Genomic DNA, 26495 nt, shown 5'->3' with positions numbered 1-26495 from the left:
CAGGTTTCAGACGGAAACGTCGGAAAACGCGGCGGGTGTCAAAACTGGCCGCGATACAACAAGTGAGTCCGGGTCATGCAAGTGTCGGCGCTAGCCGTCCACCTGGCTTCATGTCAAAAACGGAGTTGTTCCATGCCGAAGATGAAGACGAAGAAAAGCGCCTCCAAGCGCTTTACCGCCCGTCCTGGTGGCACGATCAAACGTGGCCAAGCCTTCAAGCGTCACATCCTGACCAAGAAGACCACCAAGAACAAGCGTCACCTGCGCGGTACCGAGGGCGTCCATGAGACGAACCTGAAGTCCGTTCGCGCAATGATGCCGTACGCCTAACCCTAACTAACTACGAAAGGAGCATTTCATGCCTCGAGTAAAACGTGGGGTCACAGCGCGGGCCCGTCATAAGAAGGTTATCAGCGCAGCCAAGGGTTACCGCGGCCGTCGCAATAACGTCTATCGCATCGCCAAGCAGGCGGTCATGCGTGCTGGTCAGTACGCTTACCGCGATCGTCGCAACAAGAAGCGCGTGTTCCGCGCACTCTGGATTGCACGTATCAACGCTGGCGCACGCGAGCATGGTCTGACGTACAGCAAGTTCATGAACGGCCTGAAGAAGGCGTCCATCGAGCTGGACCGCAAGGTGCTGTCGGACATGGCCATTCACGACAAGGTGGCTTTTGCCGCCATCGTGAACCAGGTGAAAGCCAACGTCGCCTGATGGATTAGCCGGGCAGGCTGCTGGAATTGCCCAGTAAGTTTGCCGGCTGATCACCCTGACGGGGCTCTCACCGAGCCCCGTTTTTTATTCTGCAGTTCCGAATCACCCGAATTCTTTTCGCTCGCCTTCCCATGTCACTGGATCTGGACCAAGTCGTCGTCGATGCCCAAAACGCGTTTGCCTCTGTGGAGGACAACGCCTCGCTGGAAAACGAGAAGGCGCGCTTTCTCGGCAAGTCCGGCGTGCTGACCGACTTGCTCAAAGGTTTGGGCAAGCTGGATCCGGAGACGCGCAAATCGGAAGGCGCGCGCATCAACCAGGCCAAGAGCCGCGTTGAAGAAGCCCTGACCGCCCGCCGTCAGGCACTGGCCGATGCGCTGATGAACGCGCGCCTGGCCGCCGAAGCGATCGACGTGACGCTGCCCGGCCGCGACGTTGCCGAGGGCAGCCTGCACCCGGTGATGAACACCTGGGAGCGCGTCGCCAAGATCTTCGGCTCGATTGGTTTCGATGTGGCCGACGGCCCCGAAATCGAGTCCGACTGGATGAACTTCACGGCGCTGAACAACCCGGACAACCACCCCGCGCGCTCGATGCAGGACACCTTCTACATCGATGGCCGCGACAGCGACGACAAGCTCCTGCTGCTGCGCACGCATACCAGCCCGATGCAGGTGCGCTACGCCCGCATGCACGTCGAGAAGTACAAGCACCTCGACCGCATTCCCCCGATCAAGGTCATCGCCCCCGGCCGCACGTACCGCGTCGATAGCGATGCAACACACTCGCCGATGTTCCACCAGGTCGAAGGCCTCTGGATTGCCGACAACATCAGCTTTGCCGACCTGAAGGGCGTCTACACCGATTTCCTGCGCAACTTCTTCGAGCGCGACGACATCCAGGTGCGTTTCCGCCCGTCGTATTTCCCGTTCACCGAGCCGTCGGCCGAGATCGACATGGCGTTCGGCAACGGCAAATGGCTGGAGATTTCCGGTTCCGGCCAGGTGCACCCTACCGTGGTGCGCAACATGGGCCTGGACCCGGAGCGTTACATCGGCTTTGCGTTCGGCTCCGGCCTGGAGCGCCTGACGATGCTGCGCTATGGCATCAATGACCTGCGCCTGTTCTTCGAGGGCGATGTGCGTTTCCTGCGCCAGTTCGCGTAATACGCGTTCATTCGCAGCTTAGTCATCCCGTCGCCCCGTTAATCGAATTCTCTTTTCTGTCGCGCCATGCAATTTCCGGAATCCTGGCTTCGCAGTTTCGTCAATCCGCCGATCACCACGGATGAGCTCTCCCATCGCCTGACGATGGCCGGCCTTGAAGTGGAAGAGGTCGACCCTGTTGCGCCGCCGTTCACGAATATCGTCGTCGGCCATGTGGTCGAGGTGAACAAGCACCCGGACGCCGATCGCCTGAACGTCTGCAAGGTGGACGCGGGTACGGGCGAGTTGCTGCAGATCGTCTGTGGCGCGCCGAACGTGTCGGTGGGTATCAAGGTGCCGTGCGCGATGGTGGGCGCCGAACTGCCGCCGGGTGAAGACGGCAAGCCGTTCAAGATCAAGATCGGCAAGCTGCGCGGCGTGGAGAGCTACGGCATGCTGTGCTCGGCGCGCGAGCTGAAGCTGTCGGAAGACCACGGTGGCCTGCTGATCTTGCCGGAAGACACGCCGGTGGGTGAAGACATCCGCAAGGTGCTCGATCTGGATGATCAGATCTTCGTGATCAAGCTCACGCCCAACAAGGCGGATTGCCTGTCGATTCATGGCGTGGCACGTGAAGTGTCTGCGCTGACGGGCGCACCGATCACCGTGCCGTCGATGGCCCCCGTGGCCGTGACGCTGGCCGACAAGCTGCCGGTCAAGGTCGAAGCGCCGGACCTGTGCGGCCGTTTCTCGGGCCGCATCATCCGCGGCGTGAACGCACACGCGAAGACGCCGGCGTGGATGGTCTCGCGTATCGAGCGCGCTGGCATGCGCAGCGTGTCGGCGCTGGTTGATATCTCCAACTACGTGATGCTGGAGCTGGGCCGTCCGTCGCACGTGTTCGATCTGGACAAGATCCACGGCGGCTTGACGGTGCGCTGGGGCAAGGCCGGCGAAGAGCTGAAGCTGCTCAACGGCGACACGATTACCGTCGACGAAAAGGTCGGCGTGATCTCGGACGAGCAGGCCATCGAAAGCCTGGCCGGCATCATGGGTGGCGACAAGACTGCCGTCACGCTCGACACGCAGAACATCTACGTCGAAGCTGCATTCTGGTGGCCGGAAGCCATCCAGGGCCGCGGGCGCCGCTACAACTTCTCGACCGACGCCGGTCATCGCTTCGAGCGCGGTGTCGATTACGCGACCACCGTTGAACACATCGAGCGCATCAGCGCCCTGATCCTCGACATCTGCGGTGGCGAGGCTGGTCCGATTGACGATCAGGTCGTCAACCTGCCCAAGCGCGAACCGGTGCGCATGCGTGTCGCGCGTGCGGCGCGTGTGCTCGGCATTGAGCTGTCGCACGAAGTCGTGGCCGATGTGTTCAAGCGCCTGGGCCTCACGTTCAGTGTGGACGGCGATGTGTTCATCGTCGAGCCGCCGTCGTATCGCTTTGACATCGAGATCGAAGAAGACCTGATCGAAGAGGTCGCGCGCATCTACGGTTTCGAGCGGATTCCGGCCAAGCCGCCGGTCGCCGAAAACGCGATGCGTCCGACCAACGAGGCACGCCGCACGATGCACGACGTGCGTCACGCCGTGGCCGCGCGCGACTATCACGAAGTCGTCAACTTCGCCTTCGTCGAGACCGAATGGGAAGCCGACTTTGCCGGCAACACCAACCCGATTCCGTTGCTGAACCCGATCGCCAGCCAGTACTCGGTGATGCGCAGCACGCTCATCGGCGGCTTGCTCGACAAGGTGCGCTACAACCTGAATCGCAAGGCTTCGCGCGTGCGCATGTTCGAGGTGGGCCGCGTGTTCCACCGCGATGCGAGCGTCGCGGATGGTGGTCTGTCGATTGCCGGCTATGCACAGCCGATGATGGCGGGCGGTATTGCCTATGGCCCGTCCAAGGAAGAGCAGTGGGGCGTGCAGACGCGCCCGGTCGATTTCTTCGATGTGAAGGGCGATGTGGAGTCGCTGCTGTGGCCGCTGCAGGCGCGTTTCGAGCGCGCCGAGCATCCCGCGCTGCATCCGGGGCGCTCCGCCCGTGTGGTGCTGAATGGACGCGCCATCGGCTGGATCGGTGAGCTGCATCCGCGCTGGCTGCAGAAGTACGATCTGCCGACCGCGCCGGTGGTGTGGGAGCTGGAGCTCGATGCGATCACCGCCATCGGCCTGCCAACGTATCGTGAAGTGCCGCGCGTGCCGGCCGTGACGCGCGACATTGCGCTGGTCGTGCGTCAGGATGTGGCGGTGCAGGACTTGGTCGACACGTTCGAGAAGACGGCTGTCGGCACGCCGTGGCAACGCTATCTGCAGGGTGTTGTGCTGTTCGACGAGTTCCGTCCGAAGGCCGCTACGGCGGCGATTGGGGCGCAGGAGAAAAGCCTTGCCTTCAGAATTACGTTGCAAGATACTGACAGCACCCTCCAGGACGACATTGTCGAGGCCGCCACGCAGCAACTGATTCGAGCGGCCAGCGATGCATTCGGCGCGCGCCTGCGTGCCTGACGTCTCAGACGTCCGCACTGCGCTAGAGACAGCTCGAACGAACCTCCGCATTCGGATCGATCAACGCCCAAGCGAATCCTATGAACGATCAACACGCGCCCGCACTGGTGGCATCTTTGGACGACTCGCTCGGTTCTTCTTCGGCAGCACAGGCTGACGCGCGTGATGCGCGCGGCCAGGATGTGCCGACGCTCACCAAGGCTGAGCTTGCCGAGATGTTGTTCGAGCAGGTCGGCCTGAACAAGCGTGAATCGAAGGATATGGTCGAGGCGTTTTTCGACGTGATTCGCGAGGCGCTCGAGCAAGGTGACAGCGTCAAGCTGTCCGGCTTCGGCAACTTCCAGTTGCGCGACAAGCCGCAGCGCCCGGGGCGCAATCCGAAGACCGGAGAGATCATCCCCATCACGGCGCGCCGTGTCGTGACGTTCCACGCCAGCCAGAAGCTCAAGGCGCTCGTTGAAGAGCGCCTTGAGCCGATGTCTGCGGACGTTGCGTAATTCAGCCGTGTGATTCTGTAGTTCCAGCCGTTTCGACAATCCGGATCTTTTCGCCTGCCCTTCATGGCTGCCGATAAACACACGGAGCGGGTCAACCTGCCGCCGATTCCTGCCAAGCGCTACTTCACCATTGGTGAGGTGAGCGATCTGTGCGCCGTCAAGCCGCACGTGCTGCGCTATTGGGAGCAGGAGTTCACGCAACTCAAGCCCGTCAAGCGGCGCGGCAATCGTCGTTACTACCAGCATCATGAAGTGCTGCTGATTCGGCGCATTCGCGAGCTGCTGTACGAGCAGGGTTTCACGATCAACGGCGCGCGCAATCGGCTTGATGAGCTGCGACATGGTGTGAGCGTCGCGTCGGTAGAGGAAGTCGACGTGCCACACGTGGAGACCGTGGCGCCGGTGCCAGCTGTCGTGAGTGGCCCCGTCGATGTGCTGGGCTTGCGTCATGCGTTGCAATCGGTGCTGGAGATTCTGCGCAGCGATAAACGGTAAGCGAGCGCGGTACCCACTAGTCATCTGCGTAGCGGCTCTGTTATACTTTCATGCTTGTTCGGGGCGTAGCGCAGCCTGGTAGCGTACCTGCATGGGGTGCAGGTGGTCGGAGGTTCAAATCCTCTCGCCCCGACCAGAAATATCGAAGGACTTACGGTGATGAGCCGTAAGTCCTTTTTGTTTTCTACGGGGATATCACCCGCGCATGCGCGCGGGTTCAGGCCATGAGCCAATTTCGGTATAGCGACGGTGAAGTCGACGCCGTCTATCGGGTGATCCGCGAGCGGCGAGACATGCGCCATTTCCGGCCCGACCCACTTGATGCGGCGCTGCTGACACGTCTGTTAGAAGCCGCACACCTTGGCCCCAGCGTCGGCTTCATGCAGCCCTGGCGCTTCATCCACGTCACAGATCGAGACCTGCGGACCAGTGTGCACGCACTGGTTGAAGCCGAGCGTCAGCAGACTGCCGCTGCACTGGGCGAGCGGCAGGATGATTTCATGCGGCTCAAGGTGGAGGGCATTCTGGAATGCGGAGACGTCCTGGTGGCGGCGCTGATGGACGACCGCGAGCGGCATGTTTTTGGCCGCCGCACGCTGCCGGAGATGGATCTCGCTTCGGTCGCCTGCGCGATCCAAAACCTGTGGCTCGCCGCCCGGGCTGAAGGGGTCGGTATGGGGTGGGTGTCCCTATTCGATCCGGAGCAGTTGGCCGAGCTGCTTCATCTGCCGCCGGGCGCCCAACCTGTCGCAGTGCTATGCCTGGGCTATGTGGATCAGTTCTACGACCAGCCGATGCTGGAGCAGCAACGGTGGGCAGCGCGACAGCCACTCCATGAACTGCTGTTCGAAAACGGCTGGGGCAATCCGAGCTCGCTTGCTGATCGTGCCCAGAACCGCTCCGACTAAGGGATCTGGCTCAGGATGAGATCGCTTCGCGCTCGGGCCCAGCGGTCGCCCGTCGGTACCGCGCCGGTGTTATTCCCAACTGCTGCTTGAACGCTTTGCCGAATGCCGCTTCGGATTGATAGCCAACGTTCGCGCTGATCTCACCCACGCTCAGCCGCGTATGCATCAACGCATCGCAAGCCAGGGTCATGCGCACGCGCGTGAGGAAATCCCACACGGTCATGTCGGCGCGTGCCTTGAAGTGGCGCGCATAGGTGGCGCGTGACATGGCCGCCAGGTCTGCCAGCGCATCAATGGTCCATGCCTGTTCGGGTGCGGTGAGCATGGCTTGCACGGACGCGCTCATACGTGTGTCCGATAGCAATGTGAGCGTCCCTGGGCCGGCGGCCTCGCGCTGGCCGTAGACGCGCAGCGCAAGCGTCAGCAGGGTCTGGCTCAACGATGTGACGATCGCCAGCGCACCGGGGGCGCGCGTTTCAGCCTCGCTGCGCATCATGCCAATGACGGCTTGCAGCGCTGGAAACGACGCACTATCACTCAAGGACACATGCAGCGGGTCGGGCAGCGTGCGCACCAGCAGCGTGGTCGAGCCACGCTCGTGCACGAAGCGGCCGCACAGCAGGTCGACTTCAGCGGCGCCACGGCCGGTTCGTTGCAGAGGGAGCATGCCGTCGTGCGAGGCGCGCGGTCTGCGCACGGGCGCGTTGGCTGCGCTTGCCGGGTCATGGATGGTATGCGCGTGGCCGCGCGGAAACAGGATGAAATCACCTTCGCGTAGGGCGAGCGTGCGGCCGCTGGTTTCCACCAAACATGTGCCAGCCAGCACTAGGTGGAAGATCACCTGACCCTCCGGCTCAGGATCATGCGGGATCGAGAAGGGGCCTTGGAACAGGCAGCGCAAATCAAGACTGGCCTGCGGGCGGGTCAACTGAATGAATTGGCTGAGCGCATCCATTGAGACGATCTCGATAAAAATTGCTTGAATCGAGTATTCAACGGATCGAGCGCAAAGACAATACTCTTTCCAACGGCGCAGGCATCGGGCCAGCGCCACACCACCGGGAGCACATCATGCTGAACTGGGTTGAGTATCGGAAGGAACTGCTGGGGCGCATTGGCGAGATCGGCAAGATCACGCCGGATACCGTCAAGGGCTATCAAACGCTGTCGGGCGCGAAGACCGGCAGCCTGGATGCCAAGACGCGTGAACTGATTGCCCTGGCCGTGGCGGTGACGACGCGCTGCGATGGCTGTATCACCGTGCACACTGCTGAAGCGCTCAAGCACGGCGCCACGCATGAAGAGATTGCGGATGCGCTGAGCGTGGCGATTTCGCTCAATGCCGGTGCAGCGCTGGTGTACTCGGCACGCGTGATGGACGCGGTGCAAGCGTACGAGAAGGCCTGAGAGGTTCGAGCGCGCTGGCTAGCGCGTGATTCGCAACCGGCAGGTGGCTTGGCGTGTTTCGCCAGGGGCGAGCAGGTGCAGGCCTTCGCCGTGGTGGATGGCGTTGGGTAGGCCCATCCAGGGCTCAACGCAGTAGAAGTCGGACGTGGCGTTTTCCGTCCAGGTGGTGATGGCGTGCCAGGGTACCGGCGCGCCATCCACCTCGATGTGGATACGGCGGCCAAGTGGCGCATCTGCGTGCGGCGGAATGATCAGCGTGGCCGCGCCGGCGTCATCCAGCAGGTGATAGCGATCCTGCAGCGCTGTGTCGTCGAACCTGTAGGTTGGCCTTCCAGGTTCCGGCATATCGAGGCTGCCATCGGCCAATTGGCGTGAAAGCCGCGATGGCGGCATCGACAGCTCAGCCGCACTGCGCAACGCGTGCGGCAGCGCGAAATAGAAATGGTGGCCGGCGTAAAACGGCATCGGCGCCTGGATATCGCCTTTGTCGAGGTGCTTGACCGAGAACGTTGCCTCCAGCCCGTCAATCAGCAGTCGATACGTGATGCGAAATTCGAACGTGAACGGATAGCCTTCGTGCGCTTGCGGGCGGTCACGCAGCAGCATGACGATGTGCGTGTCGCTCGCGTCTTCCACCTCAAACGGCAGGTCTCGTGCAAAGCCGTGTTGCGGCAGGGCATGTCGTTGTCCGCGTGCGTCGCGCCACTGGCCGATCTCGCCATCGACAAAGTGCCGGCCGATGAAGGGAAACAGCAGCGGATTGCCGCCACGTACCTTGGCCGGGTTGGACCAGTCCGCATGCTCCGGCCAGAAGAGGATCTCCTCACCAAGATGGCGCCAGCGCGCGAGCCGGCCGCCAGCTTCCGGTGCGAGCAGCAGCATAGAGCCGTCCGCGCTCGGGTCGTCAACATCGCCGATGCGGACTAGCGTGCGGTCTTGGAAGCGGGCAGTGGGCAGGTCGTGCATGCGTGGTCGGGTAGGGTGACTTGTTGGCGTGGGGTTCGCGTACTAGATTGTCAATGCGTTTTGCCCGGAGGGAAACCATGTCCGCCAGCCGTTACGCCAATCCGTCAGTCAATTGGGCGGGCCGCGCGCGCAGCCTGATGCATCCCGCACACACTGTTCCGCCCCCTGACGAGCCATCGCCGCCGGGTATTCCTCCTGATTTGCCGTCGCCCGATGAAACCCCGCCGCCGGTCGAGCCACCGGAGGTGTTGTGGCTGTGATGTGTTGTTACCAATCGTCACAGCTTTACGCAAAGCGGTTCGTAAGATAGCGTCAGTCCTCGCGCGACTTGCGCATCTCTACAACGACAATACGAGCCTAATCATGTCGATTCTTCCGCGTCTGACCCTGTGTGCTGTGCTGGCGGCTTCCATGGCCGGCTGTGTGGTGGCCCCGCCGCAGCAAACTCGCACGGTGGTTGTGCACGAACCCGCGCCGGCTCCGGCACCGGTTGATCCGCGCGCCCGCTTTGACCAAGTGCAGGGCCGCATCGCCGAGGAATTCCATCGCGTCGACGTGCGCCAGTCGCAGGGCTATATCGATCCGTACCGCGGCGACGGCCTGCGTGACCGCCTGCGCCGCATCCGCCAGGAAACCAACGACATGGCCAGCCAGCACAATGGCGGCCTGTCCGGCGACGAGCAGCGTGCGCTGAACGACGAGCTGGGTGCCGTGGCACGCGACATCAACCGTTAAGCCGCGCTTCCCGCCCCATCATTCGCCGATGCTGCGCTGCAGTATCGGCGAAATGCATTGTTGCGCCGCCGAGCGTGCGCATTCGGCGCGCACCCGGCGGAAGCTGGTACGCTTGCGTTCCTCCTGAACGTGCAAGCCCGCATCTGACGCGGCTTGTTGTAGCCCGTCCTGACGGCCTCCTGCCGTGCGAAAGATCATCCACTGCGACTGCGACTGCTTCTACGCCGCCATCGAGATGCGCGATGACCCGCGCCTGGTCGGCAAGCCGCTGGCCGTTGGCGGGCGGCCCGAGCGGCGCGGTGTGGTGGCCACCTGCAACTACGAAGCGCGCAAGTTCGGCATCCACTCCGCGATGCCCATGTCGCAGGCCGTCAAGCGTTGTCCGGACTTGCTGATCGTGCCGCCGTCCATGGACAAGTACCGCCAGGTCGCGCGCCAGATCTTCGCCATCTATCACAGCTACACGCCACTGGTTGAGCCGCTCTCGCTGGACGAGGCCTACCTCGACGTGAGCGACAGCCCGATGCTTGCCGGCAGTGGCACGCGCATCGCAGAGGACATCCGCCGCCGCGTGCGGGAAGAGATCGGTATCACGGTGTCAGCCGGGGTAGCACCCAACAAGTTCATCGCCAAGATCGCGAGTGATTGGAAGAAGCCCGACGGCCTGTTCGTGGTGCGGCCGGAACAGGTGGATGCCTTTGTGGCCGAGTTGCCGGTGGAGCGCCTGTTTGGCGTGGGCAAGGTGACGGCCGCCAAGCTGCGCCGGCTGGGCGCTGAAACGTGTGGGGATCTGCGCAGTTGGGGCACCGACCGGTTGCAACAGCATTTCGGCGTGTTTGGTTTTCGGCTGCATGACCTTTGCCGCGGCATCGATCACCGGCAGGTGCAACCCTCGCAGATCCGCAAGTCCGTCAGCGTGGAAGAAACGTACGCCACGGACCTGCGCACGCTCGATGATTGCCAGCGTGAGCTGATCATCCTCGTCGAGCAGCTTGCCGCGCGCGTTGAGCGTGCCCGCGCTGCCGGCATGATCCACAAGACCTACGTCAAGCTGCGCTTTGCGGATTTTCGCGGGACCACGGTTGAGTGCATCCACCCGAAAGTGTCGTTGCCGGTGTTCGCGAAGTTGCTGACGCAGGGCTTCGAGCGGCGGCAGATTCCCGTGCGGCTGCTGGGGGTGGGCGTGCGCTTGTATGAGTCCGATGCACACGCGCGTCAACAGACGCTATTCACAGAAGACGCCGACACGGTTGAGTGAGCCTCAATTGTCGTGAGTTGTTGTGACGCACGTCAGTCGGGTACGAATTGTCCTATTTTCTTGTCTGCATCACGGCGATGTGAAGGGGCGGACGTCGCCAGCGGGTAAAATGCCCGCTTTTTGCAAAAATCCGCCGCCGCGCGCCACACGTGCGCGACAGTGCATCCGTACCCACGGAGGCACGCAGACAGGAGACGCAGTCAATGAGTTTGTTCCGTACCAAAAACGTGGATCACATGATCCGCACGGGCCACAGCAATACCGGCCTGAAGAAAGTCCTCGGGCCCCTGGACCTGACCTTCCTGGGCGTCGGCGCCATCATCGGCACCGGCATCTTCGTACTCACGGGCACGGGCGCGCTGACCGCGGGCCCCGCACTCACGTTGTCGTTCATCGTTGCGGCGCTGGCTTGCGGGTTTGCCGCGCTGTGCTACGCCGAGTTTGCCTCGACCATCCCTGTATCTGGCTCGATCTACACGTACGCTTACGCAACGATGGGCGAGCTGGTTGCCTGGATCATCGGCTGGGACCTGATGCTCGAATATGGGCTGGCGACTTCCGCCGTGTCAGTCGGCTGGTCCGGCTACTTCCAATCGCTGTTGTCGGGCTTCGGCTTGCATTTGCCGGTGGCGCTGACGGCGGCACCGGGCGCAATCCCGGGCGTGCAGACGCTGTTCAACCTGCCTGCGCTGGTGATCATGCTGCTTGTCACCACGGTGCTGTCGTTTGGCGTGCGTGAATCGGCGCGTGCCAACAACATCATGGTGGTGATCAAGGTGACGGTCGTGCTGTTGTTCATCTTCGTGGGCGTGCGCCACGTGCAGCCGGCCAACTGGCAGCCGTTCATGCCGTTCGGCATGGAGGGTGTGTTCGGTGCTGCAGCCATCGTGTTCTTTGCCTTCATCGGCTTCGACGCAGTGACCTCTGCGGCGGAAGAGGTGCGCAACCCTAAGCGCGATCTGCCCATCGGCATCATCGGTTCGCTGGCGGTCTGCACGGTCCTTTACGTTGTGGTGGCTGCCATCATGACCGGTATCGTGCCGTTCACGAAGTTTGCAGGCGTTGACCACCCGGTGTCGCTGGCGCTACAGATGGCCGGTGAAAGCTGGGTCGCGGGCTTTGTTGACCTGGGCGCCATCATCGGCATGACCACGGTGATCCTGGTGATGGCTTACGGCCAGACCCGCATCATCTTCGCCATGTCGCGTGACGGTCTGCTGCCCAAGCGCCTGTCGCACATCCACCCGCGCTACGCAACGCCGTTCCTGAATACGTGGGTGGTCGGCATCGTGTTCGCGGTGATCGCCGCGTTCGTGCCGCTGAACGTGTTGGCCGAGCTGATCAACATCGGCACGCTGGCAGCGTTCTCGCTCATCGCGGTTGCCGTGCTGGTGCTGCGCCGTACGCGTCCGGACCTGCATCGCGGCTTCCGCTGCCCAGGCGTGCCGGTGGTACCGCTGCTGGCCATCGGCATGTGCCTGTTCCTGATGAGTCATCTGCAGGCCGTTACCTGGATCGCCTTTGTGGTTTGGGTGGTGATCGGCCTGCTGGTGTACTTCGGCTATGCACGTCGCCGCTCGCTGCTGCACACGCCGCAGCAAGGCGCCGCTCCGGCCTCGGAAACGGCGCGCTGATCGCCTACGCCTAATGGCATAGCGGCGCGGAAACCGCTTGCAGGATTTCCGCGTCGCGTGGCCGCTCGATCAAGGCGACCACACTCACATCGGTCGGGTGCGCATTGGCGGGCAGGGGAATGTCGCCCTGCCATTGCGTGCTCGCGCCAGTCAATCGGATTGGCCCGATCCATTCCCTTACGACATGGTCGTGGCGTAGTTCCACGCCGCCGTTCTCACCGCCACTCGGGTGGCTCACCAGGTTGTTTTGCGTCAGTGCGATCCACGCGACGGTTGGGGTGGAGTCGTTGGCTGCGCTCGGCCGCAACGTGAAGCGCGCGCGGGTTTGCAGTGCCGCACGCGGCGTGTTCGTTGCAGTGGCATCGAGTGCAATATCCGCCGTGGCAGGCTGTGCGTTGCGTGCCGCAATGGCGCGAGAGAAGTCGGCGCGATCTGCCCAACGGCGCAACTCGCGGTCAGAGACGAAGACCTCTGGCGTGTAGATTGTTGGCGCGCGCGTGGCATCGCCCAGCGCACGTTGCCGCTCAGAGAAGGCCGCGCGGCCGAAGCTGTCTTTCCAGCCGAGACCGTCCCAGTAGTCCACATGCAGTGCGAGGGGAATCCAGTGCAGCGTATCGACTGGTGTGCGGCTCAGCCAGCGGTCAGCCGGAGGGCAACTATTACAACCCTCGGATGTATAGAGTTCAACAACCGCAACCGTGTGCGGTGGGCTCTGGACGTGCAGCGCGGCGCAATCCGCGGCTGGCGCTGGGCGCGCGGCGCTTGTCAGTACTAGCAATGTCAGTGTTGCGCTGACACGAAAGTGTCGCAAACAGTGTGGTTGGATGCGCATGATGGTCTCCTTGTCAGCATGTCGGCACGGGCTTTGCATGTGGCTCCCGCTTTGCTTAGTCGGGTGGCGCTCGCGGTCCTGACAAAAAAGCATAACTATGGCGATGGGTGTGCGAGCCCTGATGCAGCCTGGGATGGCGAGCTAGCGCCCTTGTTTGGGTTCGCTGGCTTTGGCGATGTGGTTCGCACGCGCAGCGCAAGCTGTGGTTAAAATGAATCTCGCGGTCAGACACATTGTTTGACGGAATCGTGCCGGCCCCCCCGCACGGTTTCCACGCAACGGCGTGTGCGTTGTTGTCCATTGCAATCGGAGGGCTTTGACGATGGAAATCAAGTTCGAAAAGAAAGAGGCGTACGACATCAACAACGAAGGCCTGCTGTTCGACGCATTGGTCGACGGCGAAAAGGTGACTTGCGTGGCAACGCGCGAGGCCCTGTGGGAAGGCCTGGAAGGTGATCAGGTGTTGTCGCTTCAAGCGGCCTTTGAGGCCGGCCAGGATCGGATCCAGGATGCTGCGCGCGTGCTCATCGCAGATGGCGTGCAGCGATCTCAAGGGTTGACTGATTTACCGCAACCGGTTGTGGTCAAGCGCGTGCACGTCGCCGTGGCTTGAGCGTGGTCGATTGCCTCCGCAGGCATCGGCGCGTCCGATATGCCCGCATGGTGGACACACGTCCACCGTTCTGAAAAAGCCGGTCCGCGTGACCGGCTTTTTCATTGCCGATGTTCCAGTGTTTCCCGACTTGACAGAGCCGTCATCTGATTAGATGATTAACATGTTAATTATATGGGCAGCGTTGATGCTGACCCGAAGCCAAGGAGACAGGGATGCGGCGAGGCAGAGTGGCATTGCCGGATGGTCGGGCGAGCGAAATCGCCTGGGCAACGGCACCTGGAGATGCTGAAGCGGGCGCCGCGCAGCACTGGCTGCCACCGGTTGGCGGCACGGTTGTCGGCGCGTTGCTGAACTACCGTGGCGAGCTGGAAAGCTTGGGCGACGCGCTCTCGGCACCGCCTTATCAAGCGCCACCCAAAGCCCCCATCCTGTATCTCAAGCCGGCCAACACGCACGTTGGGCACGGTCGTGATGTGGTTCTGCCGGCCGATGTTGACGCGGTCTGGGCAGGCGCCTGCCTGGGCGTGGCGATTGGCCACACCGCCACACGTGTGAGCGCCGCGCAGGCCCACGCATTCATTGCCGGCTACACCATCGTCAATGACCTGACCGTGCCGCATGCCAGCTACTACCGCCCGGCAATCCGTCACAAGTGTCGTGATGGTTTCTGCCCGATCGGCCCCTGGGTGGTGGATCGAAGCGATGTGCCCAATGCGGACGCACTGGATATCACCGTGCGTATTAACGGCGAGATCAGGCAACGCGCCTCGACCGCAACGCTGGTGCGCCCGATCGCGCAACTGCTGGCCGACGTGACGGCCTTCATGACGCTCGAAGCTGGTGACGTGCTGCTTGTCGGCATGCCCGAGAACCCGCCGCTGGCCCGTGCCGGTGACCGCATCGATATCGACATTGCCCACATTGGCACACTGACGACGCGGCTGGTTAGGCACGCGCAGGAGGTCTTGCAATGAAGCGCGCACGCATTGCCTATGACGGCGCGATCCATCAGGCCACCGCCGTACCTGGCGACGACACTCGCTTGCAGCTTGCCGATGGCCGCGTACTGCATGACAACGAAGTGATCTGGTTGCCACCGGTTGAGCCGCGCACTATCTTCGCGCTGGGCTTGAACTATGCCGACCATGCCAAGGAACTCGCCTTCAAGGCACCGGAGGAGCCGCTCGCTTTCCTGAAAGGGCCGAACACGCTGATCGGCCACCGCGCCCACACCGTGCGCCCGGCGGGTGTGGCCTTTATGCACTACGAGTGCGAACTGGTGGTGGTGATCGGCAAGACTGCGCGCAATGTGCCGCGCGAACGCGCCTATGAGGTTGTCGCTGGCTACACGGTGGCCAACGACTACGCCATCCGCGATTACCTCGAAAACTACTATCGCCCGAATCTGCGCGTGAAGAGCCGCGACACCTGCACGCCCATTGGCCCGTGGCTGGTGGATCGCGATGACGTGCCCGATCCGATGAACCTCGCCCTGCGCACCACCGTCAACGGCCGTGTCACGCAGGAAGGCAGCACGCGCGACATGATCTTCGACATCCCGGCGCTCATCGCATGGTTCTCCAGCTTCATGACGCTCGAAGCGGGCGACATGATCCTGACCGGCACGCCCGAGGGTTTGGCCGATACGCAACCCGGCGACGAGGTCGTCACCGAAATCGAAGGTATCGGGCGATTGGTCAGCACCATCGCCGCAGAACAACCGAGCAAGGAGCCCGCATGAACACGCGCATGCACCCCGTGAGCATGGACCCCGTCAAACACTTGATCGATGGCCGTCAGGTCGATAGTGCCGAGCGGTTCATCACCACCAACCCGGCCACAGGTGAGGCGATTGCCGAGGTGGCTTCGGGCGGCGAGGCGGAGATCAACGCGGCGGTGGCCGCAGCCAAGGCCGCATTCCCCGCCTGGGCCAATACCCCGGCCAAGCAACGCGCCAAGCTGATGCGCCGCCTGGGCGAGCTGATTGAGCAGAACGTGCCGCACCTGGCCGCGCTGGAGACGATGGACACCGGCTTGCCCATCGCCCAGACAAGCAAACAACTCATTCCGCGCGCATCGGAGAACTTCCACTTCTTTGCCGAGGTGTGTACGCAGATCAACGGCCGCACGTATCCGGTCGACGATCAGATGCTGAACTACACGCTGTATCAGCCGGTGGGTGTGTGTGCGTTGATCTCGCCGTGGAACGTGCCGTTCATGACGGCCACGTGGAAGGTCGCGCCGTGTCTGGCATTGGGCAACACGGCGGTGCTGAAGATGTCGGAGCTGTCGCCGTTGACTGCGGATCAACTGGGCCGTCTGGCGCTGGAAGCCGGCATTCCTCCGGGTGTGCTGAATGTCGTGCAAGGCTATGGCGCAACCGCCGGGGATGCATTGGTGCGGCATCCGGATGTACGCGTGGTGTCCTTCACGGGCGGCACCGCCACAGGCAAGCGGATCATGGAGCGCGCCGGCCTGAAGAAATTCTCGATGGAGTTGGGCGGCAAATCGCCCGTACTGATCTTTGACGACGCGGATCTGGACCGCGCGCTGGATGCATCGCTCTTCACCATCTTTTCGATAAACGGCGAGCGCTGCACCGCTGGCTCGCGCATCTTCGTGCAGGAGAGCGTGTACGACGACTTCGTGCGCAAGTTTGCCGAGCGGGCCAAGCGCCTTGTGGTGGGCGATCCGGCGGATGAGAAGACCAACGTCGGCTCGATGATCACGCGCGCGCACTGGGAGAAGGTCACGGGTTACATCCGCCTGGGCGAGCAGGAGGGCGCCAGGATTCTGGCCGGCGGCCCAGACAAGCCTGCAGGCCTGCCTGACCACTTGAAGAACGGCAACTTTGTCGCGCCTACGGTGCTGGCCAACGTCGATAACCGCATGCGCGTGGCCCAGGAAGAGATCTTTGGCCCCGTGGCGTGCCTGATCCCGTTCAAGGACGAGGCGGACGGCCTGAAGCTCGCTAACGACGTGGAATATGGTCTGGCCTCGTATATCTGGACGCAGGACGTAGGCAAGGTGCATCGCCTGGCGCGCGGTATTGAGGCGGGCATGGTGTTCGTCAACAGCCAGAACGTGCGCGATCTGCGTCAACCATTTGGCGGGGTGAAGGCATCCGGCACGGGGCGCGAAGGCGGCGAGTACAGCCTGGAAGTGTTTGCCGAGATCAAGAATGTCTGCATCTCGATGGGCAGCCACCATATTCCCCGATGGGGCGTGTAAGGGCGTTCGGTCGCCAACTCACACAGTCAAACAAGGGCGGAAGGAGACACCATGGGCAAGCTGGCCTTGGCCGCGAAGATTACCCACGTACCGTCGATGTATCTGTCGGAGCTACCCGGCAAGCATCATGGCTGCCGGGCAGCGGCCATCGAGGGGCACCGCATCATCGGGCAGCGCTGCCGGGATCTGGGCGTGGACACCATCGTCGTGTCCGACGTGCACTGGCTGGTCAATGCCGGCTATCACGTCAACTGCAATGCGCGCTTCGAAGGCATCTACACGAGCAACGAGCTGCCGCATTTCATCAAGGACATGCGGTATGCGTATCCGGGTAACCCGGCGCTCGGTCGCCTGATTGCAGAAACGGCGACCGCGCGCGGTGTCTTTACGCGTGCGCACGAGATCGACAGCCTCGAACTCGAATACGGCACGCTGGTGCCGATGCGCTACATGAACGGCGACCAGCACTTCAAGGTCGTGTCGATTGCCGGCTGGTGCGCGTGGCACAAGCTGGACGAGAGCCGCCGCTTTGGCGCCGCGCTGCTCGAAGCCATCGAGGCCAGCGACAGCACCGTCGCGTTCCTGGCCAGTGGATCGCTCTCGCATCGCTTCAACGATAACGGCAGCCCCGAAGAGTCCATCCACCAGATCAGCCGCGAGTTCTTCAAACAGGTCGACCTGCGTGTGGTGGAACTGTGGAAGCAGGGCGATTGGAAGACCTTCTGCGCGATGCTGCCCGAGTACGCATCGTTGTGTGAAGGCGAGGGCGGCATGCACGACACGGCCATGCTGCTCGGCCTGCTCGGCTGGGATGCCTACGACAAGGGCATCGAAGTCATCACCGAGTATTTCCCCAGTTCCGGTACGGGCCAGATCAACGCGATCTTCCCGCTGCCCGAACGTGGTCAAACCGGAGCTTGAGCAGGAGACCACCATGCCGCACGTCATTGTTGAATACACCGACAACCTGGGCGAAGACGCCCGCATCCCCAAGCTGCTGCAGACAATCAATGAGACGTTGATCGCGCAGAACGGCGTGTTCCCGACCGGTGGCATCCGCTCGCGTGCCATCCGGTTGACGGACTACCGCGTTGCCGATGGCAAGGAAGACGACGCCTTCGTCCACGTCACGCTCAAGATCGGTGCAGGCCGCACGCCCGAGGTCAAGAAAGCCGCCTGCGATGCGTTGTTCGACGCGATCAAGGCGCACTTTGCAGAAGCCTTTGCTCGCCGCTATCTGGCGCTCTCGATGGAGCTGACCGAATTTGACGAAGGCGGCAGCTACAAGCACAACAACATCCACGCGCGTTTTCGCAAAGCCTGACCCATGCTCGAACCCACGATCATCCAGACCATTGCGCGTCGCCTGCACCAAGCCGAGATCGACCGCAAGCAGATCCGCCAGGTCTCACTCGACCACCCTGAGATCACCATTGAAGACGCCTACGCCATCCAGCGTGAATGGGTGACCATGAAGATGGAGGAGGGCCGACGCCTGAAGGGCCACAAGATCGGCCTGACGTCGCGCGCGATGCAGCAGTCCTCGCAGATCGACGAGCCAGACTACGGTGCGCTGCTCGACGACATGTTCTTTGCTGACGGCAGCGAGATTCCCGCCAACCGCTTCATCGTGCCGCGCGTGGAGGTGGAGCTGGCCTTTGTGCTCGGCAAGCGGTTGGAGGGGCCGGAGGTGACGCTGTTCGACGTGTACGACGCGGTGGATCACGTGATCCCGGCGCTGGAGATCATCGATGCGCGTTCGCAGTCGATCGACCCGGACAGCGGCCGCCCGCGCAAGGTGTTCGACACGATCGCGGATAACGCCGCCAATGCCGGCGTGGTGATGGGTGGCCGCCCAATCCGCATGCGCGATGTGGACCTGCGCTGGGTCGGTGCCATCCTGTCGCGCAATGCCGTGATTGAAGAGACCGGCGTGGCGGCGGGTGTGCTGAACCACCCGGCCAATGGCGTGGTCTGGCTGGCCAACAAGCTGGCACCGCACGGCGTGGCCCTGGAGCCCGGGCAAATCATTCTGGGGGGCTCGTTCACACGCCCGGTGCCTGCACGCCCCGGTGATACATTCCACTGCGACTATGGTCCGCTCGGCAGCATCGCCTGCCATTTCGTCTAACGCTCAAAGGATGTTTCCGTCATGCAGCTCCCGGTGAACCACTTCAAGCGCGCGCTGGCTGAGCGCCGCCCGCAGATCGGCCTCTGGCTGGCGGTGACGCATCCGTATCCTGCCGAGATCGTCGCAGGGGCCGGCTTCGACTGGCTGCTGATCGACAACGAGCACGCGCCGAACCAGCTGCAATCGACATTGGCGCAGCTGCAGGCGGTTGCGCCGTATCCCTCGCACCCGATCGTGCGGCCGGCCTGGAATGACGCCGTCGAGATCAAGCGCCTGATGGACATCGGTGCACAGACACTGTTGGTGCCGATGGTGCAAAGCGCAGACGAAGCCCGCGCGGCCGTTGAGGCGATGCGCTATCCGCCCGAGGGCATGCGCGGCGTGGGCAGCGCATTGGCCCGCGCGTCACGCTGGAACCGCGTTGACGATTACCTCCGCCGTGCTAACGCAGAGATGTGCACGCTCGTGCAGGTGGAAACCACCGAGAGTCTGGTGCATCTCGACGCGATTCTTGCGGTGGATGGGGTAGACGGCGTCTTTATCGGACCAGGGGATCTGGCTGCGTCCATGGGCCACCTGGGCGAGCCGGGCCATCCGGAAGTCCGCAAGACGATCGACGACACGATTCGCCGTATCGTGGCCTCGGGCAGGGCAGCAGGCATTCTCTCGGCTGACCAGGCGCAGGCCAGGCACTACCTGTCGCTCGGAGCGACCTTCGTTGCTGTCGGAACAGACGTCACCTTGCTGGCCCGCAGCGCCGAGCAACTGGCTCAGGCGTTCAAGGGCGAGGGCGCCAAGCCGCAGACGGGCGGCAGCGTTTACTGAGCGGCGTTATTCGTCGCCGGTAAAGCGGGACATCGGCGTGTGCGTTTCCATCACTCGGATGGATTCGTCGATGGCGACATAGAGCGCATCCAGACGCGCGCGTCCAAGCTGGGCTTCGATGCGCGCATACTCCGCGTCCACTTGCGGCTCCACATCGGCCAGGAACCTGCGGCTCTTGGGCGTGAGCGAAATCACCTGCCGGCGCTGATCCACCGACGATCGCGTACGTACGATCATCTCGGACTGCTCCATTGCCGCCAGCATGCGCGTCAGGCTCGGGCTCAGGATCAGGCACGCATCGGCGAGCTGATTGGGCTCCATGTCGCCGGTGTCGTTGAGCGTGCGCAGCACACGCCATTGCTGTTCGGTGATGCCGTGTTCGCGCAGGATCGGCCGGAAGCGCGCCATGAAGGTCTCGCGCGCGCGCAGCAGCAGATGCGGCAGGTTGCGGTGCTTGAAGGTGGATGCCATGCCGAACCTACCTTATGCGTCGCGCAGCGCAGCGACCACCGGCGTGTGGTCGGATGGCTGCTCCCACGCTCGCGGCACCTTGTCGATATGGCACGACTCGCACAGCTTGGCGAGCTCGGGTGACAGCATGATGTGGTCGATGCGCAGGCCGGCATTGCGCCTGAAGCCGAACATCCGGTAATCCCACCAAGAGAACAGCTTGTCTTCCTGCTCGAACATGCGGAAGGCGTCGACCAGCCCGGCACTCTGCATCGCGCGAAACGCCGCACGTTCTTCCGGCGACACCAGGTTCTGGCCTTCCCACTTCTTCGGGTCGTGCACGTCGCGGTCTTCCGGGGCGATATTGAAGTCGCCCAGCAGCATCAGACGGGGGTGCGCAGCCATTTCGTCTTTCAGCCATGCTTGCAGGGCTTCAAGCCAGCGCAGCTTATAGACAAACTTGTCGGAGTCCAGCGCCTGGCCGTTGGGGATGTAGGCGGAGATCACGCGGACCGGGCCGCCGGCTACGTCATAGGTGGCGGCCACGATGCGTTGCTGATCGTCGGCAAAGCCGGGAATATTCTTCACCACGTCGCGACCCTCGGGCACAGCAGCCTTGCGCGCGAGGATGGCGACACCGTTGTAGGTCTTCTGGCCCGTGAAGAGCGACGCGTAGCCCGCGGCGTCCAACTCTGCCAGCGGGTAGCGGTCATCCGGCAGCTTGAGTTCCTGCAGGCAGAGCAGGTCGATGGGCGTGCCGTCGGCTTCGCGTTCTGCCAGCCATTGCAGCACTTGCGGCAGGCGGACTTTGAGGGAGTTGACGTTCCAGGTGGCGACACGCATGGGGGATCGGTCCTTGCAAATGGCGACGGCGCATACAAACGGCGCCGTCTAAATCGAGCGTATTGTGCCATCAAGCGCCCATGCCACCGCCATACCCGCTTGAGGTAGATTGGCAGCCATGTTGCATGAGGAGCCCGTATGGATTTCGTGATTCGCAACGCCAGCTTGCCCGACGGCCTTACTGGCATCGATATCGGCATCACCGCCGGACGGATCGAGGCAGTGCAGCCGCAGTTGCCCGCGCATGGCGCGCAGGAGTTCGACGCAGCGGGGGCATTGGTCAGCCCACCGTTCGTCGATGCGCACTTCCACATGGATGCGACCTTGTCGTACGGTTTACCGCGCGTGAACCAGTCCGGCACGCTGCTTGAAGGCATCGCGCTGTGGGGCGAACTCAAACCAACGCTCACGCAAGACGCGCTGGTCGAACGCGCCCTGCGTTACTGCGACTGGGCCGTGGCGCGCGGCCTGCTGGCAATCCGTTCCCATGTGGACGTGTGCGACCCGCGGTTGTTGGCCGTCGAGGCGCTGCTACACGTCAAGCGGCAGGTGGCGCCATATTTGGATCTGCAGCTTGTCGCTTTCCCGCAAGACGGCCTGTTACGCAGCCCGGGCGCCTTTGACAACCTCAAGCGCGCCATCAGCATGGGCGTGGATGTCGTTGGAGGCATCCCGCATTTCGAGCGGACGATGGCCGATGGCGCCGAGTCCATCCGCCTGCTCTGTGAATTTGCTGCCGAGTGCGGCCTGCGCATCGACATGCATTGCGATGAGTCCGACGATCCGCTCTCGCGCCATATCGAGGTGCTCGCCGCGCAGACGCATCGCCTGGGTTTGCATGGGCGAGTGGCCGGCTCGCACCTCACGTCGATGCACTCGATGGACAACTACTACGTCAGCAAGCTGCTGCCGCTGATGCGCGAGGCGGGTGTGGCGGCGATTGCCAATCCGCTGATCAACATCACGCTGCAGGGGCGGTCCGATACGTATCCGAAGCGGCGTGGCATGACGCGTGTGCCGGAACTGCTGGCTGCCGGTATCGATGTCGCATTTGGTCACGATTGCGTGATGGACCCGTGGTATAGCCTGGGCTCCGGCGACATGCTGGAGGTTGCGCATATGGGTTTGCACGTCGCGCAGATGACCGGGCAAGACGCCATGCGCCAGTGTTTTGCAGCGGTGACAGAAGCCCCCGCGCGGATCCTGGGGTTGGAGCGTTACGGCATCGTACCGGGGTGCCATGCAGACCTGGTGGTGCTGGATGCGCGCGACCCAATCGAGGCGATCCGCTTGCGCGCAACGCGCACGCTGGTCATGCGGCGAGGCCAAGTGGTGGCTCGCGCGCCGGCGCCGCATGCAACGCTGTCACTGCCGGGCAGGCCAGCGCACGTCGATTTCCGCTTGCCCCAATGAAAAACGCCGCTTCGGCTTGCGCGCGAAGCGGCGTTGTTCTTGCTACGTAGACCGTCAGGCGGCTTCCGCCACCATGCCACCGTGACGCAGCAGCGCGTCGATGCTCGGCGCGCGCCCGCGGAAGGCGGTGAACGATTCGATGGCCGGGCGGCTGCCGCCGACTTCCAGCACTTCGCGGCGGTAGCGCGCGCCGGTTTCGGCGTCGAGTACCGAGCCACTCAACTTGCCGGCTTCCTCAAATGCCGCGTAGGCATCTGCCGACAGCACCTCGGCCCACTTGTAGCTGTAGTAGCCAGCCGCGTAGCCGCCCGCGAAGATGTGGCTGAACGTATTCGGCCAGCGTGACAGCTCCGCCTGCGGTACGACATGGAAGCGGTTGTTGACCTGGCGTGAGAGTTCCAGCACCGACGTCGGACCCTTCGGGTCGAAGTCCGTATGCAGGTGCATGTCGAACGTCGAGAACACGATCTGGCGCAGCGTCATCATGCCGTTCTGGAAGTTCTTCGCGGCCAGCATGCGGTCGTACAGGGCGCGCGGCAGCGGCTGACCGGTCTCCGCGTGGCGGGTCATGCGCGAGAGCACTTCCCACTCCCAGCAGAAGTTCTCCATGAACTGGGAGGGCAGTTCCACCGCATCCCATTCCACACCGTTGATGCCGGACACGCCCAGCTCGTCCACGCGCGTGAGCATGTGATGCAGGCCGTGGCCGAATTCGTGGAAGAGGGTGATGACCTCGTCGTGCGTGAACAGCGCGGGCTTGTTGCCGACCGGGCCGGAGAAGTTGCAGGTGAGGTAGGCCACCGGGGTTTGCACGCCAGCATCATCCAGCAGCTTGCGACCGCGGGCGTCATCCATCCAGGCGCCGCCGCGCTTGCCTTCGCGGGCATACAGGTCGATGTAGAACTGGGCGAGCAGCTCGCCCTGTGCAGATTCGACGCGGAAGAAGCGTACGTCCGGGTGCCACACCTCGGCCTGCTCCGGGCGGATCTTGACCGAGAACAGCGTCTGCACAACCTCGAACAAGCCATCCAGTACGGCGGGTTCCGGGAAGTACTGCTTCACCTCCTGCTCGGAGAAGGCATAGCGCGCTTCGCGCAGCTTTTCCGACGCATAGGCCATGTCCCACGGTTCCAGCTTGTCGATGCCGAGAGTGGTCTTGGCGAAGGCTTGCAGCTCGGCCCAGTCCTTCTCAGCGAACGGGCGGGCGCGGTCGGCCAGTTCGCTCAGGAAGCGCAGCACGTCTTCGGGCGAGTCCGCCATCTTCGGCACGAGCGACACCTCGCCGAAGTTGCGATAGCCGAGCATGTGCGCCTCTTCCGTGCGCAGCGCGAGCTGCTCGGCCATGTTGGCGGTGTTGTCCCATTCAGCCTTGCCGCCGCCGTATTGCGCGCCCAGTTCGGACGCGCGCGTGACGTTGGCTTCGTACAGCGTGCGGCGCAGTGCGCGGTCGTCTGCATATTGCAGCACCGGGAAGTACGACGGGAAATGCAGCGTGAACTTCCAGCCCGTAGCGTTCGGGTTGTCACGGCGGGCGGCTTCCTGCGCGGCTTGCTTAGCATCGTCGGGCAGGCCGGCCAGGCGGGCTTCGTCGTTGATCAGCAGCGCATAGGCGTTGGTGGCATCCAGCACATGGTCGCTGAAGGCCTTGGTCAGTTGCGCCTGCTGTTCCTGAATGGCGGCAAAGCGCGGCTTCTGATCTTCCGGCAGTTCGGCGCCGCCCAGGCGGAAGCCGCGCAGTTCATTGTCGAGCAGCTTCTTGCGGGCGGAAGTGAGTGTGGCGTATTCGGCGCTTTGTGCGATGGCCTTGTATTTCTCGAACAATTCAAGGTCTTGCCCCAGGCCCGACCAGAACTCGGTCACACGCGGCAGGTTGGCGGCATGCGCCTCGCGCAAGGCTGGCGTGTCAACCACGGCGCTCAGGTGGCCGACCACGCCCCAGGCGCGGCCCAATGGCTCGGTGGCATCTTCCAGAGCGGTGACGACGGTGTTCCAGCTGACCGGGGTGGCTGGGTCCTTGACCTTGGCAACCGCGGCCGCTGCGCGCTCGAGCAGCACGTCGATGGCCGGCGTGATGTGCTCGGGGCGAATGTCCGCAAAGCGCGGCAGACCGGAGAAATCGAGCAGCGGATTATTGGCTTGGAGCGAAATGTCGGTCATGGCGGGCTCAGTAGGAAAAATCGGGTGCAAAAAAAGCGTCCGATCCAGCAGGTTGGGACGCTTTTTCCGTTTCCAATGGTGGAAAGTGAAGCTTACGCTGCCAGCGAGGCTCCCGCGGCAACACGTTCAGCGGCTTCCAAGGTGTTGATCAGCAGCATGGTGATCGTCATCGGGCCGACGCCGCCCGGCACGGGGGTGATGTAGCCGGCGACTTCCTTCACGCCCGCAAAGTCGACATCGCCGCAGAGCTTGCCGGCATCGTCGCGGTTCATGCCCACGTCGATGACGACGGCGTCCGGCTTGACCATGTCGGCGGTGATGATGTTGCGGCGGCCCACGGCGGCCACGATGATGTCGGCCTCACGCGTGTGGGCGGCCAGATCGCGCGTCTTGCTGTTGCAGATGGTGATGGTGGCGCCGGCCTGCAGCAGCAGCATCGCCATCGGCTTGCCGACGATGTTCGAGGCACCCACCACCACGGCATTGGCGCCGCGCACCGGGTAGTTGACCGATTCCAGCATCTTCATGCAGCCATACGGCGTGCACGGGCGGAACAGCGGGGCGCCGGTCATCAGCGCGCCGGCGTTGGCGACGTGGAAACCGTCGACGTCCTTTTCGGGCGCGATGGCTTCGAGCACCTTGTGGCTGTCGATGTGCTTGGGCAGCGGGAGCTGGACCAGGATGCCGTGGATGCGCGGGTCGCGGTTCAGGGCATCGATGCGGCCGAGCAGGTCCGCTTCGGTCAGGTCAGCGGGGTAGCGGTCGAAGACGGAGAGGAAGCCATTGTCTTCGCACGCCTTGATCTTGTTACGCACGTAGACCTGGCTGGCCGGGTCTTCGCCGACGAGGATGACGGCGAGGCCGGGCTGGTGGCCGCGCGCGGTGAGGGCGGCGGCGCGTTGCGCGGCTTCGGCGCGGAGTTGTTTGGCAAGCGCGTTGCCGTCAATGAGTTGGGCGGTCATGGCTGGGCGGAGGAGGGAGAGGGCAAACCGCGATTATAAATCGGCGCCTCCCTTCCAGCCGCCCTGGTTGCTCACAACCGGCCCACAAAATGAATCAGCTATTGCGCGAGAGGGCCAAGCGCAGCAGGTCGGCGACCGTGTTCACGTTGAGCTTTTCCATGATGTTGGCGCGGTGCGCCTCCACCGTCTTGATGGAAATGCCCAGGTCATCGGCGATCTGCTTGTTCAGGCGGCCGGCAACGATGCGCTCGAGCACCTGTTGCTCACGCGTGGTCAAGCGGCCGAGCAGGTCCTTGGCGGCCTTTTGCTCGCGCGCAACGGAGTCTTCCGAGCGGGCCTTGCTGAGCATGCGCTCGACCAGTTCGCGCAGTTCCGATTCGTCGAACGGCTTCTCGATGAAGTCGACCGCGCCCTTCTTCATGGTCGATACCGCCATCGGCACGTCGCCGTGGCCGGTCACGAACACGATCGGCAGGCGGCTGTTCTCGGCCATGAGGCGGTCTTGCAGCTCGGGGCCGCTCATGCCCTGCATGCGCACGTCGAGGATCAGGCAGCCGACGCCTTCGGTGCGCTTGTCGTCCACGAGAAATTCTTCAGCGCTGCGGTAGGTGCGCACGGTGTAACCGTTGCCTTCGAGCAGCCACGTCAATGAGTCACGCATGGCTTCATCGTCGTCGACGACGAACACGGTTTCGTTGCGCGGAGCAACTGCTGCGGGCGTTGTGCTCATGGAGAGTCCTCGGTCTACGTTCTGTTTT

General features: G+C 63.2%; 29 protein-coding genes and 1 tRNA gene. 22 read left to right on the top strand and 8 right to left on the bottom strand.

Annotation, left to right across the window (positions count from 1 at the left end; all coding sequences use genetic code 11):
- Positions 1-132: 132 nt before the first annotated feature.
- The 8 genes from rpmI to bluB all read left to right on the top strand — a co-directional run bounded on the left by rpmI (position 133) and on the right by bluB (position 6277).
- Positions 133-330: a 50S ribosomal protein L35 gene (rpmI, locus tag C404_RS41455; protein ID WP_004636003.1), complete on the top strand. Its 198-nt coding sequence runs from the start codon at positions 133-135 to the stop codon at positions 328-330.
- A 28-nt stretch (positions 331-358) separates the two neighbouring features.
- Positions 359-715 (top strand): 50S ribosomal protein L20, encoded by a 357-nt coding sequence (gene rplT, locus C404_RS0129880; protein ID WP_012762124.1) that lies wholly within the window; start codon positions 359-361, stop codon positions 713-715.
- Between the two features lie 137 nt (positions 716-852).
- Positions 853-1881 carry a phenylalanine--tRNA ligase subunit alpha gene (pheS, locus tag C404_RS41450; RefSeq protein ID WP_192840335.1) on the top strand — a complete coding sequence of 343 codons (1029 nt, stop codon included), beginning with the start codon at positions 853-855 and terminating at the stop codon, positions 1879-1881.
- A gap of 66 nt (positions 1882-1947) precedes the next feature.
- Positions 1948-4377, top strand: a complete 2430-nt coding sequence (gene pheT / locus C404_RS41445; protein WP_021194677.1) for a phenylalanine--tRNA ligase subunit beta — start codon at positions 1948-1950, stop codon at positions 4375-4377.
- A gap of 80 nt (positions 4378-4457) precedes the next feature.
- Positions 4458-4874, top strand: coding sequence for an integration host factor subunit alpha (locus C404_RS41440; RefSeq protein ID WP_021194676.1), 417 nt, complete (start codon positions 4458-4460; stop codon positions 4872-4874).
- Between the two features lie 63 nt (positions 4875-4937).
- Positions 4938-5369 (top strand): MerR family transcriptional regulator, encoded by a 432-nt coding sequence (locus C404_RS41435; protein WP_021194675.1) that lies wholly within the window; start codon positions 4938-4940, stop codon positions 5367-5369.
- Between the two features lie 59 nt (positions 5370-5428).
- A tRNA-Pro gene (locus C404_RS41430) sits at positions 5429-5505 on the top strand.
- An 88-nt stretch (positions 5506-5593) separates the two neighbouring features.
- Positions 5594-6277, top strand: coding sequence for a 5,6-dimethylbenzimidazole synthase (gene bluB, locus C404_RS41425; RefSeq protein ID WP_021194674.1), 684 nt, complete (start codon positions 5594-5596; stop codon positions 6275-6277).
- 10 nt (positions 6278-6287) lie between these two features.
- On the opposite strand, the gene C404_RS41420 is transcribed toward bluB, so the two are convergent.
- Entirely contained in the window at positions 6288-7232 is a 945-nt protein-coding gene (locus C404_RS41420; RefSeq protein ID WP_021194673.1) for a cupin domain-containing protein, read from the bottom strand.
- A 116-nt stretch (positions 7233-7348) separates the two neighbouring features.
- Here C404_RS41420 and C404_RS41415 point away from each other — a divergent pair, with 116 nt between their 5' ends.
- Positions 7349-7684, top strand: coding sequence for a carboxymuconolactone decarboxylase family protein (locus tag C404_RS41415; RefSeq protein WP_021194672.1), 336 nt, complete (start codon positions 7349-7351; stop codon positions 7682-7684).
- Positions 7685-7702: 18 nt separating this feature from the next.
- On the opposite strand, the gene C404_RS41410 is transcribed toward C404_RS41415, so the two are convergent.
- On the bottom strand, positions 7703-8650 hold the full coding sequence (locus C404_RS41410; RefSeq protein WP_021194671.1) for an aldose epimerase family protein: 948 nt from the start codon (positions 8648-8650) through the stop codon (positions 7703-7705).
- A 77-nt stretch (positions 8651-8727) separates the two neighbouring features.
- Here C404_RS41410 and C404_RS59275 point away from each other — a divergent pair, with 77 nt between their 5' ends.
- From C404_RS59275 to C404_RS41390, 4 genes are all read left to right on the top strand, one after another.
- The gene (locus tag C404_RS59275) at positions 8728-8910 is read left to right on the top strand and encodes a hypothetical protein (RefSeq protein ID WP_080981201.1); all 183 of its coding nucleotides are present in this window, start codon (positions 8728-8730) and stop codon (positions 8908-8910) included.
- Positions 8911-9013: 103 nt separating this feature from the next.
- Positions 9014-9385 (top strand): hypothetical protein, encoded by a 372-nt coding sequence (locus tag C404_RS41405; RefSeq protein ID WP_021194670.1) that lies wholly within the window; start codon positions 9014-9016, stop codon positions 9383-9385.
- A gap of 184 nt (positions 9386-9569) precedes the next feature.
- Entirely contained in the window at positions 9570-10643 is a 1074-nt protein-coding gene (gene dinB, locus C404_RS41395) for a DNA polymerase IV (protein ID WP_021194668.1), read from the top strand.
- Between the two features lie 203 nt (positions 10644-10846).
- Positions 10847-12277: an amino acid permease gene (locus tag C404_RS41390; RefSeq protein WP_021194667.1), complete on the top strand. Its 1431-nt coding sequence runs from the start codon at positions 10847-10849 to the stop codon at positions 12275-12277.
- 10 nt (positions 12278-12287) lie between these two features.
- On the opposite strand, the gene C404_RS0129875 is transcribed toward C404_RS41390, so the two are convergent.
- Entirely contained in the window at positions 12288-13109 is an 822-nt protein-coding gene (locus C404_RS0129875) for a DUF1223 domain-containing protein (protein ID WP_049285820.1), read from the bottom strand.
- Between the two features lie 322 nt (positions 13110-13431).
- Between C404_RS0129875 and C404_RS41385 the strand changes: the two genes are divergently transcribed.
- The 8 genes from C404_RS41385 (at position 13432) to hpaI (ending at position 19912) form a co-directional block, all read left to right on the top strand.
- Positions 13432-13722 (top strand): DUF1488 domain-containing protein, encoded by a 291-nt coding sequence (locus C404_RS41385; protein ID WP_021194665.1) that lies wholly within the window; start codon positions 13432-13434, stop codon positions 13720-13722.
- Positions 13723-13937: 215 nt separating this feature from the next.
- Positions 13938-14699 carry a fumarylacetoacetate hydrolase family protein gene (locus C404_RS41380; RefSeq protein ID WP_031329298.1) on the top strand — a complete coding sequence of 254 codons (762 nt, stop codon included), beginning with the start codon at positions 13938-13940 and terminating at the stop codon, positions 14697-14699.
- Positions 14696-15466 (top strand): fumarylacetoacetate hydrolase family protein, encoded by a 771-nt coding sequence (locus C404_RS41375; RefSeq protein WP_021194663.1) that lies wholly within the window; start codon positions 14696-14698, stop codon positions 15464-15466. Before C404_RS41380 ends, C404_RS41375 begins: the two co-directional genes overlap by 4 nt.
- An 8-nt stretch (positions 15467-15474) precedes the next feature.
- Complete coding sequence (gene hpaE, locus C404_RS41370; RefSeq protein ID WP_031329297.1) at positions 15475-16956, top strand: 5-carboxymethyl-2-hydroxymuconate semialdehyde dehydrogenase; 1482 nt, start codon at positions 15475-15477, stop codon at positions 16954-16956.
- A gap of 51 nt (positions 16957-17007) precedes the next feature.
- Positions 17008-17877: a 3,4-dihydroxyphenylacetate 2,3-dioxygenase gene (hpaD, locus tag C404_RS41365; protein WP_021194661.1), complete on the top strand. Its 870-nt coding sequence runs from the start codon at positions 17008-17010 to the stop codon at positions 17875-17877.
- 13 nt (positions 17878-17890) lie between these two features.
- Entirely contained in the window at positions 17891-18280 is a 390-nt protein-coding gene (locus C404_RS41360; RefSeq protein WP_021194660.1) for a 5-carboxymethyl-2-hydroxymuconate Delta-isomerase, read from the top strand.
- A gap of 3 nt (positions 18281-18283) precedes the next feature.
- The gene (gene hpaH / locus C404_RS41355; RefSeq protein ID WP_021194659.1) at positions 18284-19087 is read left to right on the top strand and encodes a 2-oxo-hept-4-ene-1,7-dioate hydratase; all 804 of its coding nucleotides are present in this window, start codon (positions 18284-18286) and stop codon (positions 19085-19087) included.
- Between the two features lie 21 nt (positions 19088-19108).
- Entirely contained in the window at positions 19109-19912 is an 804-nt protein-coding gene (gene hpaI / locus C404_RS41350) for a 4-hydroxy-2-oxoheptanedioate aldolase (protein WP_021194658.1), read from the top strand.
- Positions 19913-19918: 6 nt separating this feature from the next.
- Here hpaI and hpaR read toward each other — a convergent pair whose 3' ends face one another.
- Both hpaR and xth read right to left on the bottom strand, forming a co-directional pair.
- Complete coding sequence (hpaR, locus tag C404_RS41345; protein WP_021194657.1) at positions 19919-20383, bottom strand: homoprotocatechuate degradation operon regulator HpaR; 465 nt, start codon at positions 20381-20383, stop codon at positions 19919-19921.
- A gap of 12 nt (positions 20384-20395) precedes the next feature.
- The gene (gene xth, locus C404_RS41340) at positions 20396-21205 is read right to left on the bottom strand and encodes an exodeoxyribonuclease III (protein WP_021194656.1); all 810 of its coding nucleotides are present in this window, start codon (positions 21203-21205) and stop codon (positions 20396-20398) included.
- 138 nt (positions 21206-21343) lie between these two features.
- On the opposite strand from xth, the gene C404_RS41335 reads away from it, so the two are divergent.
- Positions 21344-22618: an amidohydrolase family protein gene (locus C404_RS41335; RefSeq protein WP_021194655.1), complete on the top strand. Its 1275-nt coding sequence runs from the start codon at positions 21344-21346 to the stop codon at positions 22616-22618.
- A gap of 54 nt (positions 22619-22672) precedes the next feature.
- On the opposite strand, the gene C404_RS41330 is transcribed toward C404_RS41335, so the two are convergent.
- The 3 genes from C404_RS41330 to C404_RS41320 all read right to left on the bottom strand — a co-directional run bounded on the left by C404_RS41330 (position 22673) and on the right by C404_RS41320 (position 26467).
- Entirely contained in the window at positions 22673-24775 is a 2103-nt protein-coding gene (locus tag C404_RS41330) for a M3 family metallopeptidase (RefSeq protein ID WP_021194654.1), read from the bottom strand.
- A gap of 92 nt (positions 24776-24867) precedes the next feature.
- On the bottom strand, positions 24868-25737 hold the full coding sequence (folD, locus tag C404_RS41325) for a bifunctional methylenetetrahydrofolate dehydrogenase/methenyltetrahydrofolate cyclohydrolase FolD (RefSeq protein WP_021194653.1): 870 nt from the start codon (positions 25735-25737) through the stop codon (positions 24868-24870).
- A gap of 94 nt (positions 25738-25831) precedes the next feature.
- The gene (locus C404_RS41320; protein ID WP_021194652.1) at positions 25832-26467 is read right to left on the bottom strand and encodes a response regulator transcription factor; all 636 of its coding nucleotides are present in this window, start codon (positions 26465-26467) and stop codon (positions 25832-25834) included.
- Between the last annotated feature and the right edge of the window lie 28 nt (positions 26468-26495).

This window comes from Ralstonia sp. AU12-08, from assembly GCF_000442475.1.
Classification (GTDB): domain Bacteria; phylum Pseudomonadota; class Gammaproteobacteria; order Burkholderiales; family Burkholderiaceae; genus Ralstonia; species Ralstonia insidiosa.
The sequence above is the reverse complement of the archived record's forward strand: the minus strand, read 5'-3'. Positions and strand labels throughout refer to the sequence as shown.